The 16,788-nt window shown below is 69.2% G+C and carries 17 protein-coding genes; 8 read left to right on the forward strand and 9 right to left on the reverse strand.

The genetic code is table 11. The annotated features are described in order from the left end of the window. Positions 1-76: 76 nt before the first annotated feature. Positions 77-823 (forward strand): hypothetical protein, encoded by a 747-nt coding sequence (locus tag ABZW96_RS27855; protein ID WP_355078584.1) that lies wholly within the window; start codon positions 77-79, stop codon positions 821-823. Here the strand turns inward: ABZW96_RS27855 and ABZW96_RS27860 are convergent. After that, complete coding sequence (locus tag ABZW96_RS27860) at positions 817-1,383, reverse strand: GyrI-like domain-containing protein (protein ID WP_355078585.1); 567 nt, start codon at positions 1,381-1,383, stop codon at positions 817-819. The two genes, ABZW96_RS27855 and ABZW96_RS27860, sit on opposite strands and share 7 nt — an antisense overlap. An 83-nt stretch (positions 1,384-1,466) precedes the next feature. Here ABZW96_RS27860 and ABZW96_RS27865 point away from each other — a divergent pair, with 83 nt between their 5' ends. Continuing rightward, positions 1,467-3,518 (forward strand): thioredoxin domain-containing protein, encoded by a 2,052-nt coding sequence (locus tag ABZW96_RS27865; protein ID WP_355078586.1) that lies wholly within the window; start codon positions 1,467-1,469, stop codon positions 3,516-3,518. A gap of 360 nt (positions 3,519-3,878) precedes the next feature. Here ABZW96_RS27865 and ABZW96_RS27870 read toward each other — a convergent pair whose 3' ends face one another. Continuing rightward, on the reverse strand, positions 3,879-5,516 hold the full coding sequence (locus ABZW96_RS27870) for an adenylate/guanylate cyclase domain-containing protein (protein WP_355078587.1): 1,638 nt from the start codon (positions 5,514-5,516) through the stop codon (positions 3,879-3,881). Positions 5,517-5,591: 75 nt separating this feature from the next. After that, positions 5,592-6,230 (reverse strand): hemolysin III family protein, encoded by a 639-nt coding sequence (locus tag ABZW96_RS27875; protein WP_355078661.1) that lies wholly within the window; start codon positions 6,228-6,230, stop codon positions 5,592-5,594. A gap of 262 nt (positions 6,231-6,492) precedes the next feature. Here ABZW96_RS27875 and ABZW96_RS27880 point away from each other — a divergent pair, with 262 nt between their 5' ends. Together ABZW96_RS27880 and ABZW96_RS27885 are read left to right on the forward strand one after the other, a co-directional pair. Further along, on the forward strand, positions 6,493-7,272 hold the full coding sequence (locus tag ABZW96_RS27880) for an isoprenyl transferase (protein WP_355078588.1): 780 nt from the start codon (positions 6,493-6,495) through the stop codon (positions 7,270-7,272). Between the two features lie 61 nt (positions 7,273-7,333). Further along, positions 7,334-7,924 (forward strand): hypothetical protein, encoded by a 591-nt coding sequence (locus tag ABZW96_RS27885; protein ID WP_355078589.1) that lies wholly within the window; start codon positions 7,334-7,336, stop codon positions 7,922-7,924. 6 nt (positions 7,925-7,930) lie between these two features. On the opposite strand, the gene coaA is transcribed toward ABZW96_RS27885, so the two are convergent. Continuing rightward, positions 7,931-8,863 carry a type I pantothenate kinase gene (gene coaA / locus ABZW96_RS27890; RefSeq protein ID WP_355078590.1) on the reverse strand — a complete coding sequence of 311 codons (933 nt, stop codon included), beginning with the start codon at positions 8,861-8,863 and terminating at the stop codon, positions 7,931-7,933. 181 nt (positions 8,864-9,044) lie between these two features. On the opposite strand from coaA, the gene ABZW96_RS27895 reads away from it, so the two are divergent. Then, a complete protein-coding gene (locus tag ABZW96_RS27895; protein ID WP_355078591.1) occupies positions 9,045-10,244 on the forward strand; it encodes a DUF885 domain-containing protein in 1,200 nt (399 codons plus the stop codon). Positions 10,245-10,405: 161 nt separating this feature from the next. On the opposite strand, the gene ABZW96_RS27900 is transcribed toward ABZW96_RS27895, so the two are convergent. Then, positions 10,406-10,855, reverse strand: coding sequence for a nitroreductase/quinone reductase family protein (locus ABZW96_RS27900; protein WP_355078592.1), 450 nt, complete (start codon positions 10,853-10,855; stop codon positions 10,406-10,408). An 11-nt stretch (positions 10,856-10,866) separates the two neighbouring features. After that, the gene (locus tag ABZW96_RS27905; RefSeq protein WP_355078593.1) at positions 10,867-11,328 is read right to left on the reverse strand and encodes a PaaI family thioesterase; all 462 of its coding nucleotides are present in this window, start codon (positions 11,326-11,328) and stop codon (positions 10,867-10,869) included. A gap of 93 nt (positions 11,329-11,421) precedes the next feature. On the opposite strand from ABZW96_RS27905, the gene ABZW96_RS27910 reads away from it, so the two are divergent. Continuing rightward, positions 11,422-12,000, forward strand: a complete 579-nt coding sequence (locus tag ABZW96_RS27910) for a TetR/AcrR family transcriptional regulator (RefSeq protein WP_355078594.1) — start codon at positions 11,422-11,424, stop codon at positions 11,998-12,000. A gap of 115 nt (positions 12,001-12,115) precedes the next feature. Then, positions 12,116-13,411 carry a serine hydroxymethyltransferase gene (gene glyA / locus ABZW96_RS27915; protein ID WP_355078595.1) on the forward strand — a complete coding sequence of 432 codons (1,296 nt, stop codon included), beginning with the start codon at positions 12,116-12,118 and terminating at the stop codon, positions 13,409-13,411. Positions 13,412-13,423: 12 nt separating this feature from the next. Here glyA and ABZW96_RS27920 read toward each other — a convergent pair whose 3' ends face one another. Beyond that, a complete protein-coding gene (locus ABZW96_RS27920; RefSeq protein WP_355078596.1) occupies positions 13,424-14,176 on the reverse strand; it encodes an MBL fold metallo-hydrolase in 753 nt (250 codons plus the stop codon). 69 nt (positions 14,177-14,245) lie between these two features. Here ABZW96_RS27920 and ABZW96_RS27925 point away from each other — a divergent pair, with 69 nt between their 5' ends. After that, on the forward strand, positions 14,246-14,830 hold the full coding sequence (locus tag ABZW96_RS27925; RefSeq protein WP_355078597.1) for a TetR/AcrR family transcriptional regulator: 585 nt from the start codon (positions 14,246-14,248) through the stop codon (positions 14,828-14,830). A gap of 7 nt (positions 14,831-14,837) precedes the next feature. Here ABZW96_RS27925 and ABZW96_RS27930 read toward each other — a convergent pair whose 3' ends face one another. Together ABZW96_RS27930 and ABZW96_RS27935 are read right to left on the reverse strand one after the other, a co-directional pair. Beyond that, positions 14,838-15,578, reverse strand: a complete 741-nt coding sequence (locus tag ABZW96_RS27930; RefSeq protein WP_355078598.1) for an ESX secretion-associated protein EspG — start codon at positions 15,576-15,578, stop codon at positions 14,838-14,840. Next, positions 15,575-16,774, reverse strand: coding sequence for a hypothetical protein (locus ABZW96_RS27935; protein ID WP_355078599.1), 1,200 nt, complete (start codon positions 16,772-16,774; stop codon positions 15,575-15,577). Before ABZW96_RS27935 ends, ABZW96_RS27930 begins: the two co-directional genes overlap by 4 nt. Positions 16,775-16,788: the final 14 nt, after the last annotated feature.

Consider the following 16,788-nt stretch of genomic DNA (forward strand, 5'->3'; position numbering starts at 1 on the left):
GTATGGACGCCGAAGAGCACCGGCTCGGCCGGTAGCTGTTCCGGGCGGCGTCTCTGTTGCCGATAGCATCGTCGGCATGACGAACGTGGGGGCGGCGGTCTCGCCTGGGGATGTTATGGAAACGACGATGCTCGGGCCGATGATCGGCGAGCACATGCCGTTGTGGCGGGACGGCGAAGGGGTTTCGTACTGGCGCGTGCACCAGCCGGAGATCGTGCGCGGGTGTGCCGGTATCGGCCGGATAGCGCGAACACCGGTGGGAGAGAGACGTTTCCGGGAGGCGGGTATGTTGCACCTGCATCCGACCGGCAGGTTCGGCACCTTGTTCTTGGCGGCCCGCTTCAGCGATCCGCAAGGTGGCGTATCCGGTGACGCGGTCGAGCTGACCCGAGTGGACGAGTCCACCGCGAAAGCAGCGGTGAGCGAGGACGCGCGAAGCGCCTTCGCCCGCTGGTTCGGGGAGATGGCGCTCGCGGCAGCCGAGCGCGGCGAAGTCATGGTGCTAGAGACCGGCGGCTGGCAGGTGCCTTTCGCGCCGTACGCGCTCACGGCGGTGACGCGCGCGCCCGACGGGACGTGGATGTCGTTGCTGGAGACGAGTCCGGTCCCGTTCGGCGTACCCGTCTGGAGCGAGCAGCCCCAGCACGGCGACAACCAGACGCTTGCCGCGCCGGCCAGGCGCGACACCATCACGGTTTCCGGCGTTCTGGCCGACCTCGCGGTCCGCTCGTGGGACCGGCATCTGCTCGACCTGGCTCTGACGTTCGGCCCCGGCCCGTCGGGGCCGTGGCGTGCCGAGCCGAGCGCGCCGGCTCCTTACTGAGACGCGAGCGTGCGGCGAACCGGTTGACGCAGAATGGTTTTCGTCCTCTCGTTCGGTGTCCGGCGCGGGTCGGACAAGTAGATCTCGTGGTGGCGGCCGTGGTGCGCCCATCCCTCGGCCGCCATGAGGGCGTCCATGCGAGCCAGGGTCTCGGGCTCGGTCGCGTACGGGCCCAGGTGCAGGACCTGGATCGCCTCGCCCTCGGTGAGTCGTTCGAAGGACGCGCCGGTCACCATGTCGGCGGTCACCACTTCCGGCATGCGAATCAGCAGTTTCCAGTGCCATCGGTCGCGTGGCACCGTCAGTGGCGGAGCGTCGGAATCGACCCACCACAGGCCCTCGAGTTTGGGCACGACGAAGTCCTGCCCTGCGGCTTTCGCCGCCTTCTTCGCGCCGTACGCGGCCCGGTAGAGCGTTTGCACCGCCGCCGCGTAGACCGGGCCGTCAGGGTCCCCGATTCCTTCGACCGTCACGTAGTCGTATGCGCTGAATGTCCGGACCACAGGTCGCGTGCTCGCTCCGTAGTAGTGGCCATCGGTTCGGGCCAGATCGATTTTCATTCCTCGACCGTGTCGTCTCCCGCCGCGGGAGAGTCAAGGACGACGTACCCACACGGCGGCGGGAAGGGTCGTACGGTGGAGCCATGAACCGGCTCGGAGAGGCGACGTCCCCGTACCTGCGGCAGCATGCGGACAACCCGGTGCACTGGCGGGAGTGGGATGCGGAGGCACTGGCCGAAGCGCGGGAGCGGGACGTGCCCGTTCTGCTGTCGGTGGGGTACGCGTCCTGTCACTGGTGCCACGTGATGGCGCACGAGTCGTTCGAGGACCAGGCCACCGCCGATCAGATGAACGAGAACTTCGTCTGCGTGAAGGTGGACCGGGAGGAGCGACCAGACCTGGACGCGGTCTACATGAATGCGACGGTCGCGATGACGGGGCAAGGCGGCTGGCCGATGACCTGTTTCCTGACGCCGGACGGCGAACCGTTCTACTGCGGCACTTACTACCCGAAGCTCCCGCGCGGCGGCATGCCGTCCTTCACCCAGCTGCTCACGGCGGTGACGGAGACCTGGCGCACCAGGCGCGACGAAGTGAATCAGGCCTCCGCGCAGGTGGCTGCTGCGCTGCGCGACCAAGCGGCGGGACTGCCCGACGCGGACCTGACGATCACCCCGGAGCTGCTCGCCCATGCCGTCGCCGCCGTGCTGCGCGACGAGGACGCCGAGCACGGCGGATTCGGCGGCGCTCCCAAATTCCCGCCCTCGGCGCTGCTCGAGGGACTGTTGCGGCACTGGGAGCGGACCGGTGACCCGGCGGTGTTCCAGGTGGTCGCCCGCACCGCCGAGGCCATGGCGCGCGGCGGCATCTACGACCAGCTGCGTGGCGGGTTCGCGCGGTATTCGGTCGACGCGGCATGGGTGGTGCCGCACTTCGAGAAAATGCTCTACGACAACGCGCAGCTGTTACGCGCCTACGCGCACCTCGCCCGCCGCAGCGGGTCCGAGCTTCCGGAATCGTTGTCGCACCGGGTCACCCGGGAAATCGTGCGGTTTCTCCTCGATGACCTCGGGACCCCGCAGGGCGGTTTCGCCTCGGCGCTGGACGCCGACACGCACTTGGAGCCCGGTAAGCCCGGTGTCGAAGGCGCGACGTACGTGTGGACGCCCGCCGAGCTGGCCGGCGTGCTCGGTCCGATCGACGGGGCTTGGGCGGCCGAGTTCTTCGGCGTCACCACCGCCGGAAACTTCGAACAGTGCACCTCGGTGCCGACCAGGTACGCCGAACCCGCCACGGCGGAGGACCACGCGCGGCTGGAACACGTCCGTGCCGCGTTGATCGCCGCCCGCGATCGACGCCCACAACCCGAACGCGACGACAAAGTGGTCACCGCATGGAACGGTATGGCGATCACCGCGCTCGCCGAGGCCGCGGGCGCGCTGGACGAACCGGAGTGGACCGCCGCCGCCGTCCGATGCGCGCGATTCCTGCTGGCCGAGCACGTGGTGGACGGTCGGCTGCGACGTGCATCGCTCGGCGGCGTCGTCGGCGCGGCGCCCGCCATCCTGGAGGACCACGCCTGGCTGGTCACCGGCCTGCTAGCGCTGCACCAGGCCACCGGCGACCTCGGCTGGCTGGACGACGCCCAACGCCTGCTGGATACCGCGATCGAACACTTCGCCGACCCCGATCAGCCGGGCGGCTGGTTCGACACCGCCGACGACGCCGAAACCCTCGTCGCCCGCCCCCGCGACCCGATCGACGGAGCCACCCCCGCAGGCGCCTCCGCGCTGGCCGAAGCGCTGCTCACCGCCGCGGCCGCGAGCGACCCGGAAGGCGCCGCCCGCTACCGGGAACTGGCCGACCGCACCCTCGAGCGCGGCGCGATTGTGCTGGCACGCGCGCCGCGCTCGGCGGGCCAGTGGCTCACCGTCGCCGAGGCGGCCTTGCGCGGCCCGCTGCAGGTCGCCATCGCCGCCGAATCGGCGGCCCAGCCCACCGAGTTGCTCGCCGCGGCCCGTGCGGCCGCACCCGGCGGCTCCGTCGTCCTGGCCGGGGCCCCGAACGCCGTCCCGCTGCTGGCCGATCGGCCCTTGGTCCGCAACGCCGCGGCCGCGTACGTCTGCCGCGGCTCCGTCTGCGACCTCCCGGTCTCCACGCCCGACGAGCTCCTGATGGCGCTTCGGCGAAACTGACGACAGCACCTCCGGCCACCATCGGCCGGTTGGCGATAGACGGTTCGAGTCGGACGCCCCGTCGACGGAGGGCGTAGCCGGAAATGTGGTCGGCCCCTGGCGGCCCGGGCGGTGCACCGGCGGCCCGGTGGGTGCGGGAAGGAGACAACGATCGGAGCTGAGGCGCTCGATCACGCGGCTGTGAGACGGCCGAGACCATCGCGACACGATGTCAGGTGGGCGCACGACGACGTTCGTGCCGCCGAACGCAACCGAGCGGGCCCGATGCGGTCGGTGCACGCGCGTTCGGTCATGTCGCCATCGAGACGGCCGCTGAACCGCCGTGCCGAGGGTGCTTCGCTGTTCACCCAGCTGAGTGGACTAGCGCCGAGGCGGGGCGTCGAACTCGGCGTCCGGCAACTCGGTGCCACGGGGCGGCTCTGCGGCGGTGTGGATTTCGATGACAGGGTTGGTGTCGGCGGGCAGGTCGTGGCCGTCCAGCTGATCGGTGCGGGTTTCGATGTGTTCGGGCCGGGCGCCGGAGGTGTCGATGTCGGTCCAGCAGAACGTGGGGTTCTTCATGCCGCGTAGCACGATGGTGTCGTAGAACGTCCACTTGGCGCGCTCGTGTTCCGTAGCGGCTTCGATCACCGCTTGGCTCACCAGGATTCGCCGCGGCACCTCCTTGGCCGCCGTGGTGAGGCGGGCGGCCTCGTTGACGGCGTCGCCGATCACCGTGAATTCCAGGCGGGTGTCGGAGCCGACGTCGCCCGCGAAGACCCCGCCGCGCGCGACGCCGATCCCGATGTCGAGTTCTCCGGTGGCGAGCACCTCGTCCCGGATGCGGCGCGCCGCCCGCAGTGCCGGAGTCGCGTTGTCGCCCAACGCGATCGGCGCTCCGAAGACGCACAGCGCCGCGTCGCCCTCGAACTTGTTGACCAGTCCGTTGTTCTCCTCGGTCGCCGCGACGACGATCGCGAGCAACCGATTGAGCTTGGCCACGAACTCCTGCGGCGGCAACCCGGTGGACAGCTCCACCGACCCGGTCACGTCGACGAACAGCGCCGACACCTCACGCACGTCGCCGGTGAGATCCGCCCCGCGAGCCAGCGCGCGCTCGGCCACCTCGGCCCCGACGTGCCTGCCGAACACCTCACGCATCCGCTCGCGCTCGCGCAGGTTCGCCGCCAGTTCGTTGACCGAATGCTCCAACCGGCCGATCTCACTGGTGCTGCCGATCGGCACCCGGACGCCGAGATCGCCTTGCGCGATGCGGTCCAGCGCGCGACGCAGGACGCGCATCGGCGCGGCGACCGCGCGGGCGAGGAACGCCGTGGCCAGCGCACCCACTCCGATGCCGACCGCGGACAGGTAGATGGCGGTGCGGACCCGGTCGGGCGCGGCCGCTACCGGGTCGGCCAGCACGACGATCAGCATGAGCAGCGGAAGCGCGGCCGCCACCGCCCAGGTCAGCACGACCCGCACCAGCACAGAGGAACTCCAGTGCATGGTCCAGCCGAGCACCCGGGCGACCACCGGGATCGTCGGCCGGATCAACCGGTCCACGATCAGGAAGGTGACCGCCGCCGACTCGAAGGCGCCGATCGTGAACAGCGACGCCGTCACGCCGGGGTCGTTGTCCGGGCTCAGCCGCGCGAAGACCGCGGTCGCCACGATCACCCCCGGAATCCACAGCGCGATCGCGCGCATGCTGATCGCGACGGGTAGGTGCAGCAAGCGCCGCGCCTCCACCTCCGTGGGCTTGCGCCCGGCGTCGAGCCAGCCGAAGTACACCTTGCGGTCGCGCACCGCCAGGACGATGCCCGCCAGGAATCCCGCCGCCGGATAGATGCCGACGAAGGCCAGTGCCCGTAGCCAATCCGTGCCCAGCCTGCCGAGGAACCCGTTCAGCCACAGCTGGGTGACGATCACCGCGAGGCCGCTGAGATTCGCCGTGGTGACCAGAGCGGCCAGACCACCCCGCGCTTTGAGCGCCCAGACGACGAGCTTCGCGATCATAGGGCTCGCGATCTCGATGACCGTTCCATCGCCTGCGCCGCCCTCTCGTCCGCCCTCCGGGTCGACTCTATGCGCTCAGCGCAGGACGACGAGCCAGACCGCCGCGTAGTGGGTCAACGCCGCGAGCACCGTGGCCGCGTGGAAGAACTCGTGGTGCCCGAAAACCCCCGGCCACGGGTTCGGCCATTTCGTGGCGTAGAGGATCGCGCCGCCGCTGTAGAACAGGCCGCCGATCAGCAACAAAATCAGCGGTGCGATGCCGATCTGGCCGTTCAGTTGTCCGGCCACCGGCACGATGGCCCAGCCCAGCAACAGATAGAGCGGAACGCCGACCCAGCGGGGAGCGCCGGGCCACAGCAGTTTGAGCGCCACTCCGGCCAGCGCGCCCGCCCAGACCACGACCAGCAGCGTCTGCCCGGTTCGTCCGGGCAGGCCGAGCAGGGCGAAGGGGGTGTAGCTGCCCGCGATGAACAGGAAGATCATCGAGTGGTCCGCTCGCTTCATCCGGATGCGAGCGCGGGCGGTCGGCCAGGTCACCCGGTGGTAGACCGCGCTGACGCCGAACAGCCCGCACACGGTGAGCCCGTAGATCAGCGTCGACCATCCCGCGGTCGCCGAGACCGTGCCCGCGGTGGCGATCAGCACGACGGCCGCGATCGCCGCGACGCCGACGGCCCAGGTGTGGATCCAGCCCCGCATGCGCGGTTTGACCAGGGCCTCGGCGAGCGCTTCGCCCGCCGTGGCGGGGACCGGTGTGACCGTTGTCGCATCGGCGGCGCCGACCGATTCGGACACGAGTACCTCCTAAGGGAACAGCCGGAGCAGTCTTTCCGCGGCCCAACGCCGGACCGAGTGCAGACGAGGTAGTTGAACCCGTCAGTAACCTACGCAACCGTAACTTGCGTGCTCCTGGCCACTGTACCGGCGTATCGCGGTCGATGCCGCGTTCGTGTCGCCGAGGCGTAGGGTTGCCCGCGTGGAACTTCCGAGTCAGGTGCGGGGTCTGCCGTATCGCATCTACGAGGCCCGGCTGTCCAGGCAGCTGGCCGGCAAGCAGCATCCCCGGCACGTCGCGGTGATGTGTGACGGCAATCGCCGGTGGGCGCGGGAGAACGGTTTCACCGACGTCAGTCACGGCCATCGGGTCGGCGCGCTGAAGATCGCCGAGCTGGTCGGCTGGTGTGCGGCCGAGGGCATCGAGATGGTGACCGTCTACCTGCTGTCCACCGAGAATCTCCAGCGTGATCCCGATGAGTTGGAGACGCTGTTCGAGGTCATCACCGACGTGGTCGAGGAGCTGTCGGCGCCGGAGCAGAACTGGAGCGTGCGCATCGTCGGCTCGCTCGACGGCTTCCCCGAACTGATCGCCAAGCGGATGCGCACCGCGGCCGAGCGCACCGACGGCCGCAACGGAGTGCACGTCAATGTCGCGGTCGGCTACGGCGGCAGGCAGGAGATCACCGACGCGGTGCGCTCGCTGGTCCGCCAGGAGATCGCCGCGGGCGAGACCGGCGAGGACCTGGTCCAGTCGATCACCGTGAACGCCATCGGCCAGCACCTCTACACCTCCGGCCAACCGGACCCGGACCTGGTGATTCGCACCTCCGGCGAGCAGCGGCTGTCCGGGTTCCTGCTGTGGCAGAGCGCATACTCGGAGATATGGTTCACCGAGGCGTACTGGCCGGAGTTCCGCCGGGTGGATTTCCTGCGGGCGCTGCGCGACTTCGCCGCGCGTCATCGCCGTTTCGGCGTCTGACTCGATGTCGGTGCGCTGAATCCCGCTCCGGTATCGTTCTTCTCGCGTACCGTCCGGTCTCATGAGCTCGTTCGACCGCCGGCCCGCGCAGGGCGAACCGGACGACTCGATCAGCTATGCGGACTTCGGTAGACGCTTCCTGGAGTACGCCGCCTCCGAAGCGCGCATCGCGGGCGCGTTCGACCAGCTGACCGGCAGCGCATTCGATTTCGGCCCCATCGGGTTCGGTCCTGGCCGACTCGCCAAGGTGACCGCCCAGGTCAGGCTCGGGTCGTCCAGGCTGAGCCGTCGCGACGACGAGACCATCGCGTTCGAATTGATAATCCCGCTGGAGGTCGACCTGCTGCTGCACCTTGCGGTCGACCGGCACCGGTTCCACGTACAGGGCACCGTGCACCTGCACCTGACGGTACGCACGGCGGCGCCCCTGCGGGTGGTGATCGATATCGCGGAGCCGCGGCCTGCCGACGTGCACATCGATGTCGCCGCCGCCACGCGGCGCGGGCAACTGCTGCGCGTCCTCGCCGGCGTCGATCACGAGATCAGGCGTTTCGTCGCCCGCTATATCTCCGCGGAGATCCGTAAGCCGCACATCGCCGCGGTCCGCGATATCGATGTCGCGCAGCGACTCGACGATGCGTGGAAATTGTAATCGGAATCACAATTTCCGTAGCCGCAGCCGATTGATGCTGTGGTCGGCGTCCTTGCGCAGCACCAGGGTCGCGCGCGGGCGGGTGGGCAGAATGTTCTCCACCAGATTCGGCCGGTTGGTGTTGTTCCAGATCTCCTGCGCGGCGGCGGTCGCCTGCTCGTCGGTGAATCCGGAGTAGTGGTGGAAATGCGCGTTCGGGTCGGCGAATGCGGTCTTGCGCAAGGTGAGAAACCGTCGCACGTACCACTTCTCGATGTCTTCGATACGCGCGTCGACGTAGATCGAGAAGTCGAACAAGTCCGACACCATCAGGCGCGGACCGGTCTGCAGCACGTTCAACCCCTCCACGATCAGAATGTCGGGTTGGCGCACGCAGTGCAGCTTGCTCGGCACGATGTCGTAGGAGATGTGCGAATACACCGGGGCGCAGACTTCGGCCGCACCGGATTTCACCTCGGTGACGAATCGCAGCAGGCTGCGGCGGTCGTAACTCTCCGGGAAACCCTTGCGGTGCATGAGGCCGCGCCGGGTGAGTTCCGCGGTGGGATAGAGAAATCCGTCGGTGGTGACCAAGTCGACCCGCGGGTGGTGATCCCAGCGCGCCAGCAGCGCTTGCAGTACGCGCGCGGTGGTGGACTTGCCGACCGCGACGCTGCCCGCGACGCCGATCACGAACGGTACCTGCTGGTCGGGATGGGTTTCGCCGAGAAATGTCGCGGTCGCGGCGAACAGTCGCTGACGAGCGGCCACCTGCAGGTGGATGAGACGAGCGAGCGGGAGATACACCTCCGCGACTTCTTCGAGATCGATCTGTTCCCCGAGACCGCGCAGGCCGATCAGTTCTTCCTCGGTGAGCACCAGGGGAGTCGATTTACGCAGGGTCCGCCACTGTTTCCGGTCGAATTCCACGTAGGGACTCGGCTCGCTCATTCGTGCCATTTACCCGACACTCCGTTTCAGCAAACACGCACGGTTACCGTGCGGATCCGGTGAGATTCGGTCTAGCTGTCGCCGCATAGGCGAATTCTGCTCTGCGTCAGCATCGTGGGCCGAGCGGGGTACCACTACCGGCTGGTAACCGACTCGATGACACAGGTGTGAGCCGCTAATGTCGGCTGGCATGGAAGCGCATCCGCTCGTGACCGAATACCTGCGGCTCGGCCTCGCCTTCGACCGGCTGGAGGAAGGATTCGTCGACGCCTACACCGGTGATCCGGCGCTGCGCCGCGAGGTGCGGAACGCGCCCGCACCGCAGCCGCGCGAGCTGGCTCGCCGTGCCGCCGAGTTGCGCGCCGCGGTGCCGGAGGCCGGATTCGCGCCCGAGCGCGCCGAGTTCCTCGACGTGCACCTGCGCGCGCTGGAGTGCTCCGGACGGAAATTCGCGGGCGATGACATCGGCTTCATCGAGGAGGTGCGCGCCTACTTCGACGTCGACATCGCGCCCGGTGACGTGGACGACTACCGCGACGCGCACCGGCGGATGGACGAGGTGCTCGCCGGCGACGGTCCGCTGGCCGAGCGGGTGGCCGCCCATCGCAAGACCGACGAGATCCCGCCGGAGCGGTTGGCGGTGTGCGTCGAGGCGTTCTCCAGCGCGTTGCGCGAGCTGGTTCGCGCCCGCTACCCGCTACCCGACCACGAGCACGTCACCTACGAGGTGGTCGGCGACAAGCCCTGGTCCGGGTTCAACTACTACTTGGGCAACTACCACTCCCGGGTCGCGATCAACTCCGACCTGAAGCAGCACATGGCGCACCTGCCGCAGCTGATCGCGCACGAGTCCTACCCGGGGCACCACACCGAGCACTGCCGCAAGGAAGCCGGGCTGGTCGCCGCCGGTCAGGCCGAGCAGACGCTGTTCCTGGTGAACACGCCGCAGTGCCTGATGGCCGAGGGGCTCGCCGATCTGGCGTTGCGTTCGATCGTCGGCCCTGGCTGGGGCAAGTGGGCGCAGGAGATCTACGCGGATCTCGGGCTGCGCTTCGATGGCGAACGTGCCGAACGCCTTTCGAACGCCTCGGCAGACCTGCTGAGCGTGCGCCAGGACGCCGCGCTGCTGCTGCACGACCGGGGCCGGTCGCACGACGAAGTGGCGGAGTTCTTGCAGACCTGGAGCCTGACGACGCCGGAGCGGGCGCGCCAGTCGCTGCGCTTCCTGTCCTCGCCGCTGTGGCGGGCCTACATCTCCACCTACGTCGAGGGATACCGGTTGCTGGGCGGCTGGCTCGATCGCGCGGCCGACGCCGAGGACCGGGCCGACCGTTTCCGCAGGCTGCTCGACGAACCACTCACTCCCGGGGCGGTACGCGCGGCGGCATGAGGGCTACCGGATCGCCGCGCAGCCCTGTCCGCCCGTGGAGATACTGCGAACTCTCACCACGGAAATCGAACCGGTGGCCCGGCCGTACGTCGCGGCCTCGGCGCGATCGTCCGCGCACGGCCGCCGCGTCTGTCGAGCGGTCGCGGATTCCCGGTGCGCGGTCAAGCTCCGGCGAAGGTGATGCGCACCGAGATCGGATCGCTCTCCAGCGCTTTCATCGTTCGTTCGGCGACGGCGGCCGAGACGCGGCCCTTGGCGAAGGTGCGCGAGCGAGCCACCACATCGTCCTCGGGCACGAAGGAGGCCGTTCCGGTGCGCCACTCTGTGCCCAGCCGCAGCCTGATGTGCGGGTCGGCGGCGATGTTGCGGGCCCAGCCGGACCGATAACCGTGCTGCGAGATCAGCCACGCGCCGGTCTCGTCGATCGACGCGGTGACCGGCACCCGCCGGGGCTGACCGGATCTCGCGCCGACCGTCTCCAGTTCGGCGATCAGCGACGACCGGATGCCGAGCCGGTCGAGCAGGCCGACGGCCGGGTTCACCAGGTAGCGGCCGATGAGGCGTTCGCGCCGGAATTTGCGTACCGCGGCGCTCGGTGTTCGTCCCGCCATGACAGTTCTCCTCAGGATCGATGTGGGCGGAAAATGGCGCAGGTGGTGGTGGCGTGCGCGACCAGGCGGCCCTGCTCATCGACCACCCGTCCCTCGGCGGTCGCGGTGGTGCGCCCGAGGTGGATCGTGGTGCCGGTGGCGGTGAGCCGCTGTCCGTCGGTGGGCACGGCCCGGATGTAGTTGATCTTCAGTTCCAGCGTCGTGTAGCCGACGCCTGGCTCCAGGGTGGTGTGCACCGCGCAGCCCATCACCGAGTCGAGCAGGGTGGCGCAGATGCCGCCGTGTGTGGTGCCGAGCGGGTTGGCGAAATCGGGCCGGGTGCGCAGCGCGAAGACCACCTTGCCGTGCTCGAGTTCATCGACCTCCATGCCGAGCAGGTCACCGATGAACGGCGGGCGATCCGTTCTGGTCATCGCGACACGCAGGAGTTCCAGACCGGACAGCTGAGTCGGGTCGACGGTGGTTTCGGACATGAATCGCATCCTTTCGATGAACCGATCGGTCCACATCTGACATGATTGCAACATGGACCGATCGGTTCACGCAACAGTGAGCAAGGAATTCGCATGACCGCAGGGCCGCGCACCAGGCTGATCGAAAGCGCCATCGAACTCGTTCGCGAGCAGGGCGTGCACGCCGCCGGACTGGCCGCCTTACTCGAACGCGGCAAGGCCTCGCGCAACTCGCTCTACCAGCACTTTCCCGCAGGCAAAGGTGAGTTGGTCGAGGCCGCCACCCGGGTCGCGGGAGCCCGGATCGCCGGAGTGGTCGAGAAGATCACCGCCGCGCCGCCTCCGGGCTGGTTCGATTTGTTGCTCGGCTGGTGGGTCACCACACTGGAGCAGACCGGATACCGCGCCGGGTGCCCGATCCTCGGGGCGGCGCTGGCCGAGTCCGAGCCGCGAGTGCAGGCCGCGGCGGGCGAAGTGTTCGCCGACTGGCACGAGCGGCTCGGCTCGGCGCTCGCCGATGCGGGTATGTCCGCCGAAGAGGCGCGCTCCTTCGGCAGTTTCGTGTTCAGCGCGCTGGAGGGAGCCATCGTCCAGTCGCGGGCGATGAAGTCCACCCGGCCGCTGGAAGACGCCCAGCGGCATCTCGCGGTGCTGTTGGAGAACTACTTGCCGGAGGGCGGCGCGTCCCGCTGAGCGCCTGTCCACCGGATCGAGTGTGGTCCGGCGGACCGCGTGCCGAGCCTGTGCCGACCGAGAGGGGTGAACCCCCTGCTCGAGGACAACGCCGACGGCCCATAGACTGAGGCACGTGACGCAGACGACCGCCTCTGTCAATTCCCAGTCTCTCGGTGAGCTCGATCCGGAGCTCGCTGCCGCGATGGCAGGCGAGCTCGCCCGCGAACGCGACACGCTCGAGATGATCGCCTCGGAGAACTTCGTGCCGCGCGCGGTGCTGCAGGCACAGGGCAGCGTGCTGACCAACAAGTACGCCGAGGGCTACCCGGGGCGGCGCTACTACGGCGGCTGCGAGCACGTCGACGTGGTGGAGACCTTGGCGCGCGACCGCGCCAAGGCGCTGTTCGGCGCCGAATTCGCAAACGTGCAGCCGCATTCCGGTGCGCAGGCGAACGCCGCGGTGCTGATGTCGCTGATGGACCCGGGCGACAAGCTGCTCGGTCTCGACCTCGCGCACGGCGGTCACCTCACCCACGGCATGCGCTTGAACTTCTCCGGCAAGCTCTACGAGGTGCACTCGTACGGAGTGAGCAAGGAAGACCACCGCGTCGACATGGACGAGGTGCGCGACATCGCCTTGCAGGCGCGTCCGAAGGTGATCGTGGCGGGCTGGTCGGCCTACCCGCGCCACCAGGACTTCGCGGCGTTCCGCTCGATCGCGGACGAGGTCGGCGCCTACCTCTGGGTGGACATGGCGCACTTCGCGGGTCTGGTCGCCGCCGGTCTGCACCCCTCACCGGTGCCCTACGCCGACGTGGTGTCCTCGACCGTGCACAAGACCCTCGGCGGTCCCCGCTCCGGCCTGATCCTGGCCAAGCAGGAGTACGCCAAGAAGCTGAACAGCTCGGTGTTCCCGGGCCAGCAGGGCGGCCCGCTCATGCACGCCATCGCCGCCAAGGCCGTCGCGTTCAAGATCGCCGCGGGCGCGGAGTTCAAGGATCGCCAGGAGCGCACCCTGTCCGGCGCGAAGCTCCTGGCCGAGCGGCTCACCGCCGCCGACGTCAAGGGCAAGGGCATCAGCGTGCTCACCGGCGGCACCGACGTGCACTTGGTGCTGGTCGACCTGCGCAATTCCGAACTCGACGGCCAGCAGGGCGAGGACCTGCTGCACGAGATCGGTATCACGGTGAACCGCAACGCCGTTCCGTTCGACCCGCGTCCCCCGATGGTCACCTCCGGCCTGCGCATCGGCACCGCCGCGCTGGCCACCCGCGGCTTCGGCGACACCGAGTTCGCCGAGGTCGCCGACATCATCGCGAGCGCGCTGGCCGGTGGCGCCGACCTGGACGCGTTGCGCGCCCGGGTGAGCAAGCTGGCCAAGGACGTCCCGCTGTACGACGGCCTGGAGGACTGGCGCCTGCTGGGCTGAATCGCCGAGCGCTCAGGACGACACGATCAACGGTTGTCCAGGGGCGAGGACGTGGACGGACGTGTCCGGCGCGATAGCGGCGGATGCGTCGACGTAGAGCCCGGGGTCTCGCTGGGCCTTCGTCATCACGCGGTCGCCGATCGGGCCGCTGGTGAACGCGTAGTGGATGGGAACGGCAAGGCGCGGGCGCAGGGCTCGGGTGAGTTCGGCGGCCTGCGCGGCGTCCATGACGACCTGCCGGTTGAACGCGGGGCGGATGCGCAAACCGTTGACCGGTAGCAGCGCCAGGTCGAGTTCCGGATAGCGCACGGCCACCTCGTCCAATTCGGCGATGCGCAAAGTGTCGCCGCCGAAGAAGACGCTCGTGCCGTCGGCGCGCAGGACGAAGGTGATCTCCGGTACGCCGTGACGTGCGGGCGCCGCGGTGACCTCGATCGGGCCGAGGTGGGTCTGCTCCCACGGATCCAACTCGACGACAGTGCGGAATCCGGCGGCACGGACCCGGGATGCGAGGCCGCGGACGACCGCGAACGGGACGGACTTGTCGGGGTAGGCCGCCAGTGCGCCGAGATCGCAGTGATCGTAGTGGCCGTGGCTGATCACGATGCCCGACAGTTCGGGCAGGTCCGCGGCGGTGGCAATGCTGCGCGGCTCACCCTGCCGATAGAAGGGCCGCTCGGACAGCCACGGGTCGGTGAGAATTCTCGCTCCCCCGAAGTCGAGCAGAACGCTGGCATGCACTACGCGAGTCACAGTGACCGACATCGAATTTCCTGACTAGACGGGTGTCTGCTGACAGTTGTTAGTGGACACCCGTCTTGTTAATCTGTCAAGGTGCCGCCACCGAAGAGGAATCGAAACCCCCGCGGTGCGGGAAGCAAACTGCGCGAGGACTTGATCGAGGCCGCGAGTGGCCTACTGGAGACGCTGGACGGTCAGGAGTCGCTGTCGATGCGCGCCGTCGCGCGCGCGGTGGGCATCGCGCCGCAGAGCATTTACCTGCACTTCGCGGATCGACGGGAACTGCTGACCGCGGTTTATGAGGCTCGCTTCGCCGAGTTCGGCGCCGTGCTGACGGCCCTGCCGGTCGGCGATGCTGCCACTCGGCTGCGCGAGATCTGCCGGGCCTACTGCGCATACGGCTTGCGCCATCCCGGCCATTACCGCGTGTTGTTCGCGACCGCGGGCACCCCGGGCTGGGAACCGACCGATGCTCAATTGCCCGGCCTGCCGGTTTTTCGTCACCTGGTGGATGCGGTGGCGGCCACCGGCAGCGCCGATCCCACCGCTACCGCGGCTTGCCTGTGGGCGGCCCTGCACGGTCTGGTGATGCTGCGCCAGGATCGCCCGAGCTTTCCGTGGCCGGATCTCGACGTGCTGCTCGACACCCTCGTCACCGCCCACCTCGCGGCGCGGTGATCCGGTACTACCTGTCCATGCGCGCCTTCGCCCGCACGATCGCCTCGTCCAGGTAACGGGCGATATCGGCGCTGGTACCCGGCCGGATCATCAGGGCGCGGTTCGCGGGCACTTCGCAGTAGCGGCCGTCGGGCGTGTCGATCCAGCGGAGGCGGCCGGTGCGCAGCGGTTCGGCGTTGCGCGGCCCGAGCAGCACGACGGCGGTGCCGCGGGTGGCGCACGACTGCCGCCAGAAGCGCCGGTAACGCTCTTTCGCCTGGCTGGCGGGCGCGTTGCCGAACACATCGGGGCGCTCGTCGTTGAGATCGTCGAGCAGGAAGCTCTTCTCACCCACCGTTCCCGCCGTGGCGTCCGGGAGCAAGCGCACCACTTCGGTGGCGAGCTGATCGACCCGGCAGCGGCGCAACCGGACTCGGCCGCCGTCCGGCGCGGGCGACTGCACGGCGAGCACGCCGGAGCCGGAACGGGTGCCGCAGGCGACGGCGCGCAGTTCGACGCCCGCACGCGTGTTGTCGTAGCCGAACAGCTCGATACGCCAGTCCGGAACGGCCAGCGTGCTGATCGCGCTGCGCAGTGGCAGCCGTTCGTCTCGCCCGAGCTCAGCGCGGAACTGCTGCTGATACGCCTGGTACTCGTTGAGTCCGGGGAAGCGGCTGGTGAACCGGAACGGAAACGGCATGCGGTCCAGACCCGTTGCGAACCACGCCGCTGCGAACTGCTCGGCCGACAGTGACCACTGCGCCGTCATTGCTCACCGAGTACCGGCGGCACCGTCGGTTTCACCTCGCCGAGCAACTCTTTCGCGTGCTCCTCGGTGCGCAGGTACTTCGGCGACTTGTGCTCGTCGTCGTCCGTGCGCCTGCCGCGCATCCCCGGCGGCATCATGCCCGGGTACCCCGAAGCGCCCGTCGCTCCCGGGCGCCCCGGTGCGGCGGGTTGCCCGTTGGCCGCGGCGGGGACGGTGGGCTGGGCGGGCCGAGAGGTGCCCGGGCGCGCTTGGTTGTCCGAGGCGTTCGGGGTTCCGGTCGTGCCCGGGGTGGCCGGCTTGCTCGGCGTGCCGTTCGGTCTGCCGTTGAACGAGGTCGGGACGACGGTGGTGGGCGTCGTTTGCGGCGGCGGCGAGGAGAAGGGCGCGACCGATGTGGCCGAAGTGGACGTCGGCGTCCTCGCGGCGGTGGATGCCGGAGTGGTCGGCGTGGCGTCCTGGCTCTGGGAAACCGCCTGAGACGTGACGGTTTGCGGTGTGTTCTCGGCTTCCGGCTGCGCTTGGTCCGCCTGCTCGCCGTCGTCCGCCGAACCGGCGGGGGAGGCGGTGTCCGCGGCCGAAGGCGAGCTGCCGGATGGGGAGTTGTCCGTGGACCGGGCGCCCGCCACGGCCTGCGAGCCGACGTCCGCGCTCGTCTCCACGCCCGTGCCGGTTTCGGCACCGATCGGCGCCGCGGCGGCCGGAGCGACCGGGGGCGGGAGCGTCGGGATAGCCGGAGCGGTGGCCCCGTACGGCTGGATGTACTGGGTGTTCATCTCGTCGCGGGCCTGCTCCTCCCGCGAATTGCGCTGTGCCGGATCGGCCGTGCCATTCGAGGTGTCCAGCACATCCGGCACCGACAGCTTGAACTTCGCCGCGGCGTCCGCCGCCGCCGACAGCGGCAGACTCTGCGCGCCGAGTGCGTCACCGAGTTCGCCCACCCGCGCCGCGTAATCTCGCACGCCGCGAACCGCGCTGTCGGCCGCCGCCCCCTCCCAGTGCTGTTCCACCGCGTTCTTGATCGCGTCCTCGAAGCGCTGGCCCGCGTTCGTCACCGCAGCGGCGATGGCCGACCACGCGGCGAACGCACCGTCGAGCGCGGCCGGATTCATCGCCTCGGCAGCCTGTTTGATCTCCGCGTGCGAGAAACTCTGCGCGTTCTCCGGATCGGTGATCGCGCGTCCGTCGGTCTGTCTCATGATCGCTTCCCCCG

Source organism: Nocardia sp. NPDC004168, assembly GCF_040610355.1.
Taxonomy (GTDB): Bacteria; Actinomycetota; Actinomycetes; order Mycobacteriales; family Mycobacteriaceae; genus Nocardia; species Nocardia sichangensis.

Bases quoted from the DNA above. Each gene is read 5' to 3' on its own strand.
- ABZW96_RS27855 (WP_355078584.1), top strand. From the start codon at position 77: ATGACGAACGTGGGGGCGGCGGTCTCGCCTGGGGATGTTATGGAAACG.
- ABZW96_RS27860 (WP_355078585.1), bottom strand. From the start codon at position 1,383: ATGAAAATCGATCTGGCCCGAACCGATGGCCACTACTACGGAGCGAGC.
- ABZW96_RS27865 (WP_355078586.1), top strand. From the start codon at position 1,467: ATGAACCGGCTCGGAGAGGCGACGTCCCCGTACCTGCGGCAGCATGCG.
- ABZW96_RS27870 (WP_355078587.1), bottom strand. From the start codon at position 5,516: ATGATCGCGAAGCTCGTCGTCTGGGCGCTCAAAGCGCGGGGTGGTCTG.
- ABZW96_RS27885 (WP_355078589.1), top strand. From the start codon at position 7,334: ATGAGCTCGTTCGACCGCCGGCCCGCGCAGGGCGAACCGGACGACTCG.
- coaA (WP_355078590.1), bottom strand. From the start codon at position 8,863: ATGGCACGAATGAGCGAGCCGAGTCCCTACGTGGAATTCGACCGGAAA.
- ABZW96_RS27895 (WP_355078591.1), top strand. From the start codon at position 9,045: ATGGAAGCGCATCCGCTCGTGACCGAATACCTGCGGCTCGGCCTCGCC.
- ABZW96_RS27900 (WP_355078592.1), bottom strand. From the start codon at position 10,855: ATGGCGGGACGAACACCGAGCGCCGCGGTACGCAAATTCCGGCGCGAA.
- ABZW96_RS27905 (WP_355078593.1), bottom strand. From the start codon at position 11,328: ATGTCCGAAACCACCGTCGACCCGACTCAGCTGTCCGGTCTGGAACTC.
- ABZW96_RS27910 (WP_355078594.1), top strand. From the start codon at position 11,422: ATGACCGCAGGGCCGCGCACCAGGCTGATCGAAAGCGCCATCGAACTC.
- ABZW96_RS27920 (WP_355078596.1), bottom strand. From the start codon at position 14,176: ATGTCGGTCACTGTGACTCGCGTAGTGCATGCCAGCGTTCTGCTCGAC.
- ABZW96_RS27930 (WP_355078598.1), bottom strand. From the start codon at position 15,578: ATGACGGCGCAGTGGTCACTGTCGGCCGAGCAGTTCGCAGCGGCGTGG.
- ABZW96_RS27935 (WP_355078599.1), bottom strand. From the start codon at position 16,774: ATGAGACAGACCGACGGACGCGCGATCACCGATCCGGAGAACGCGCAG.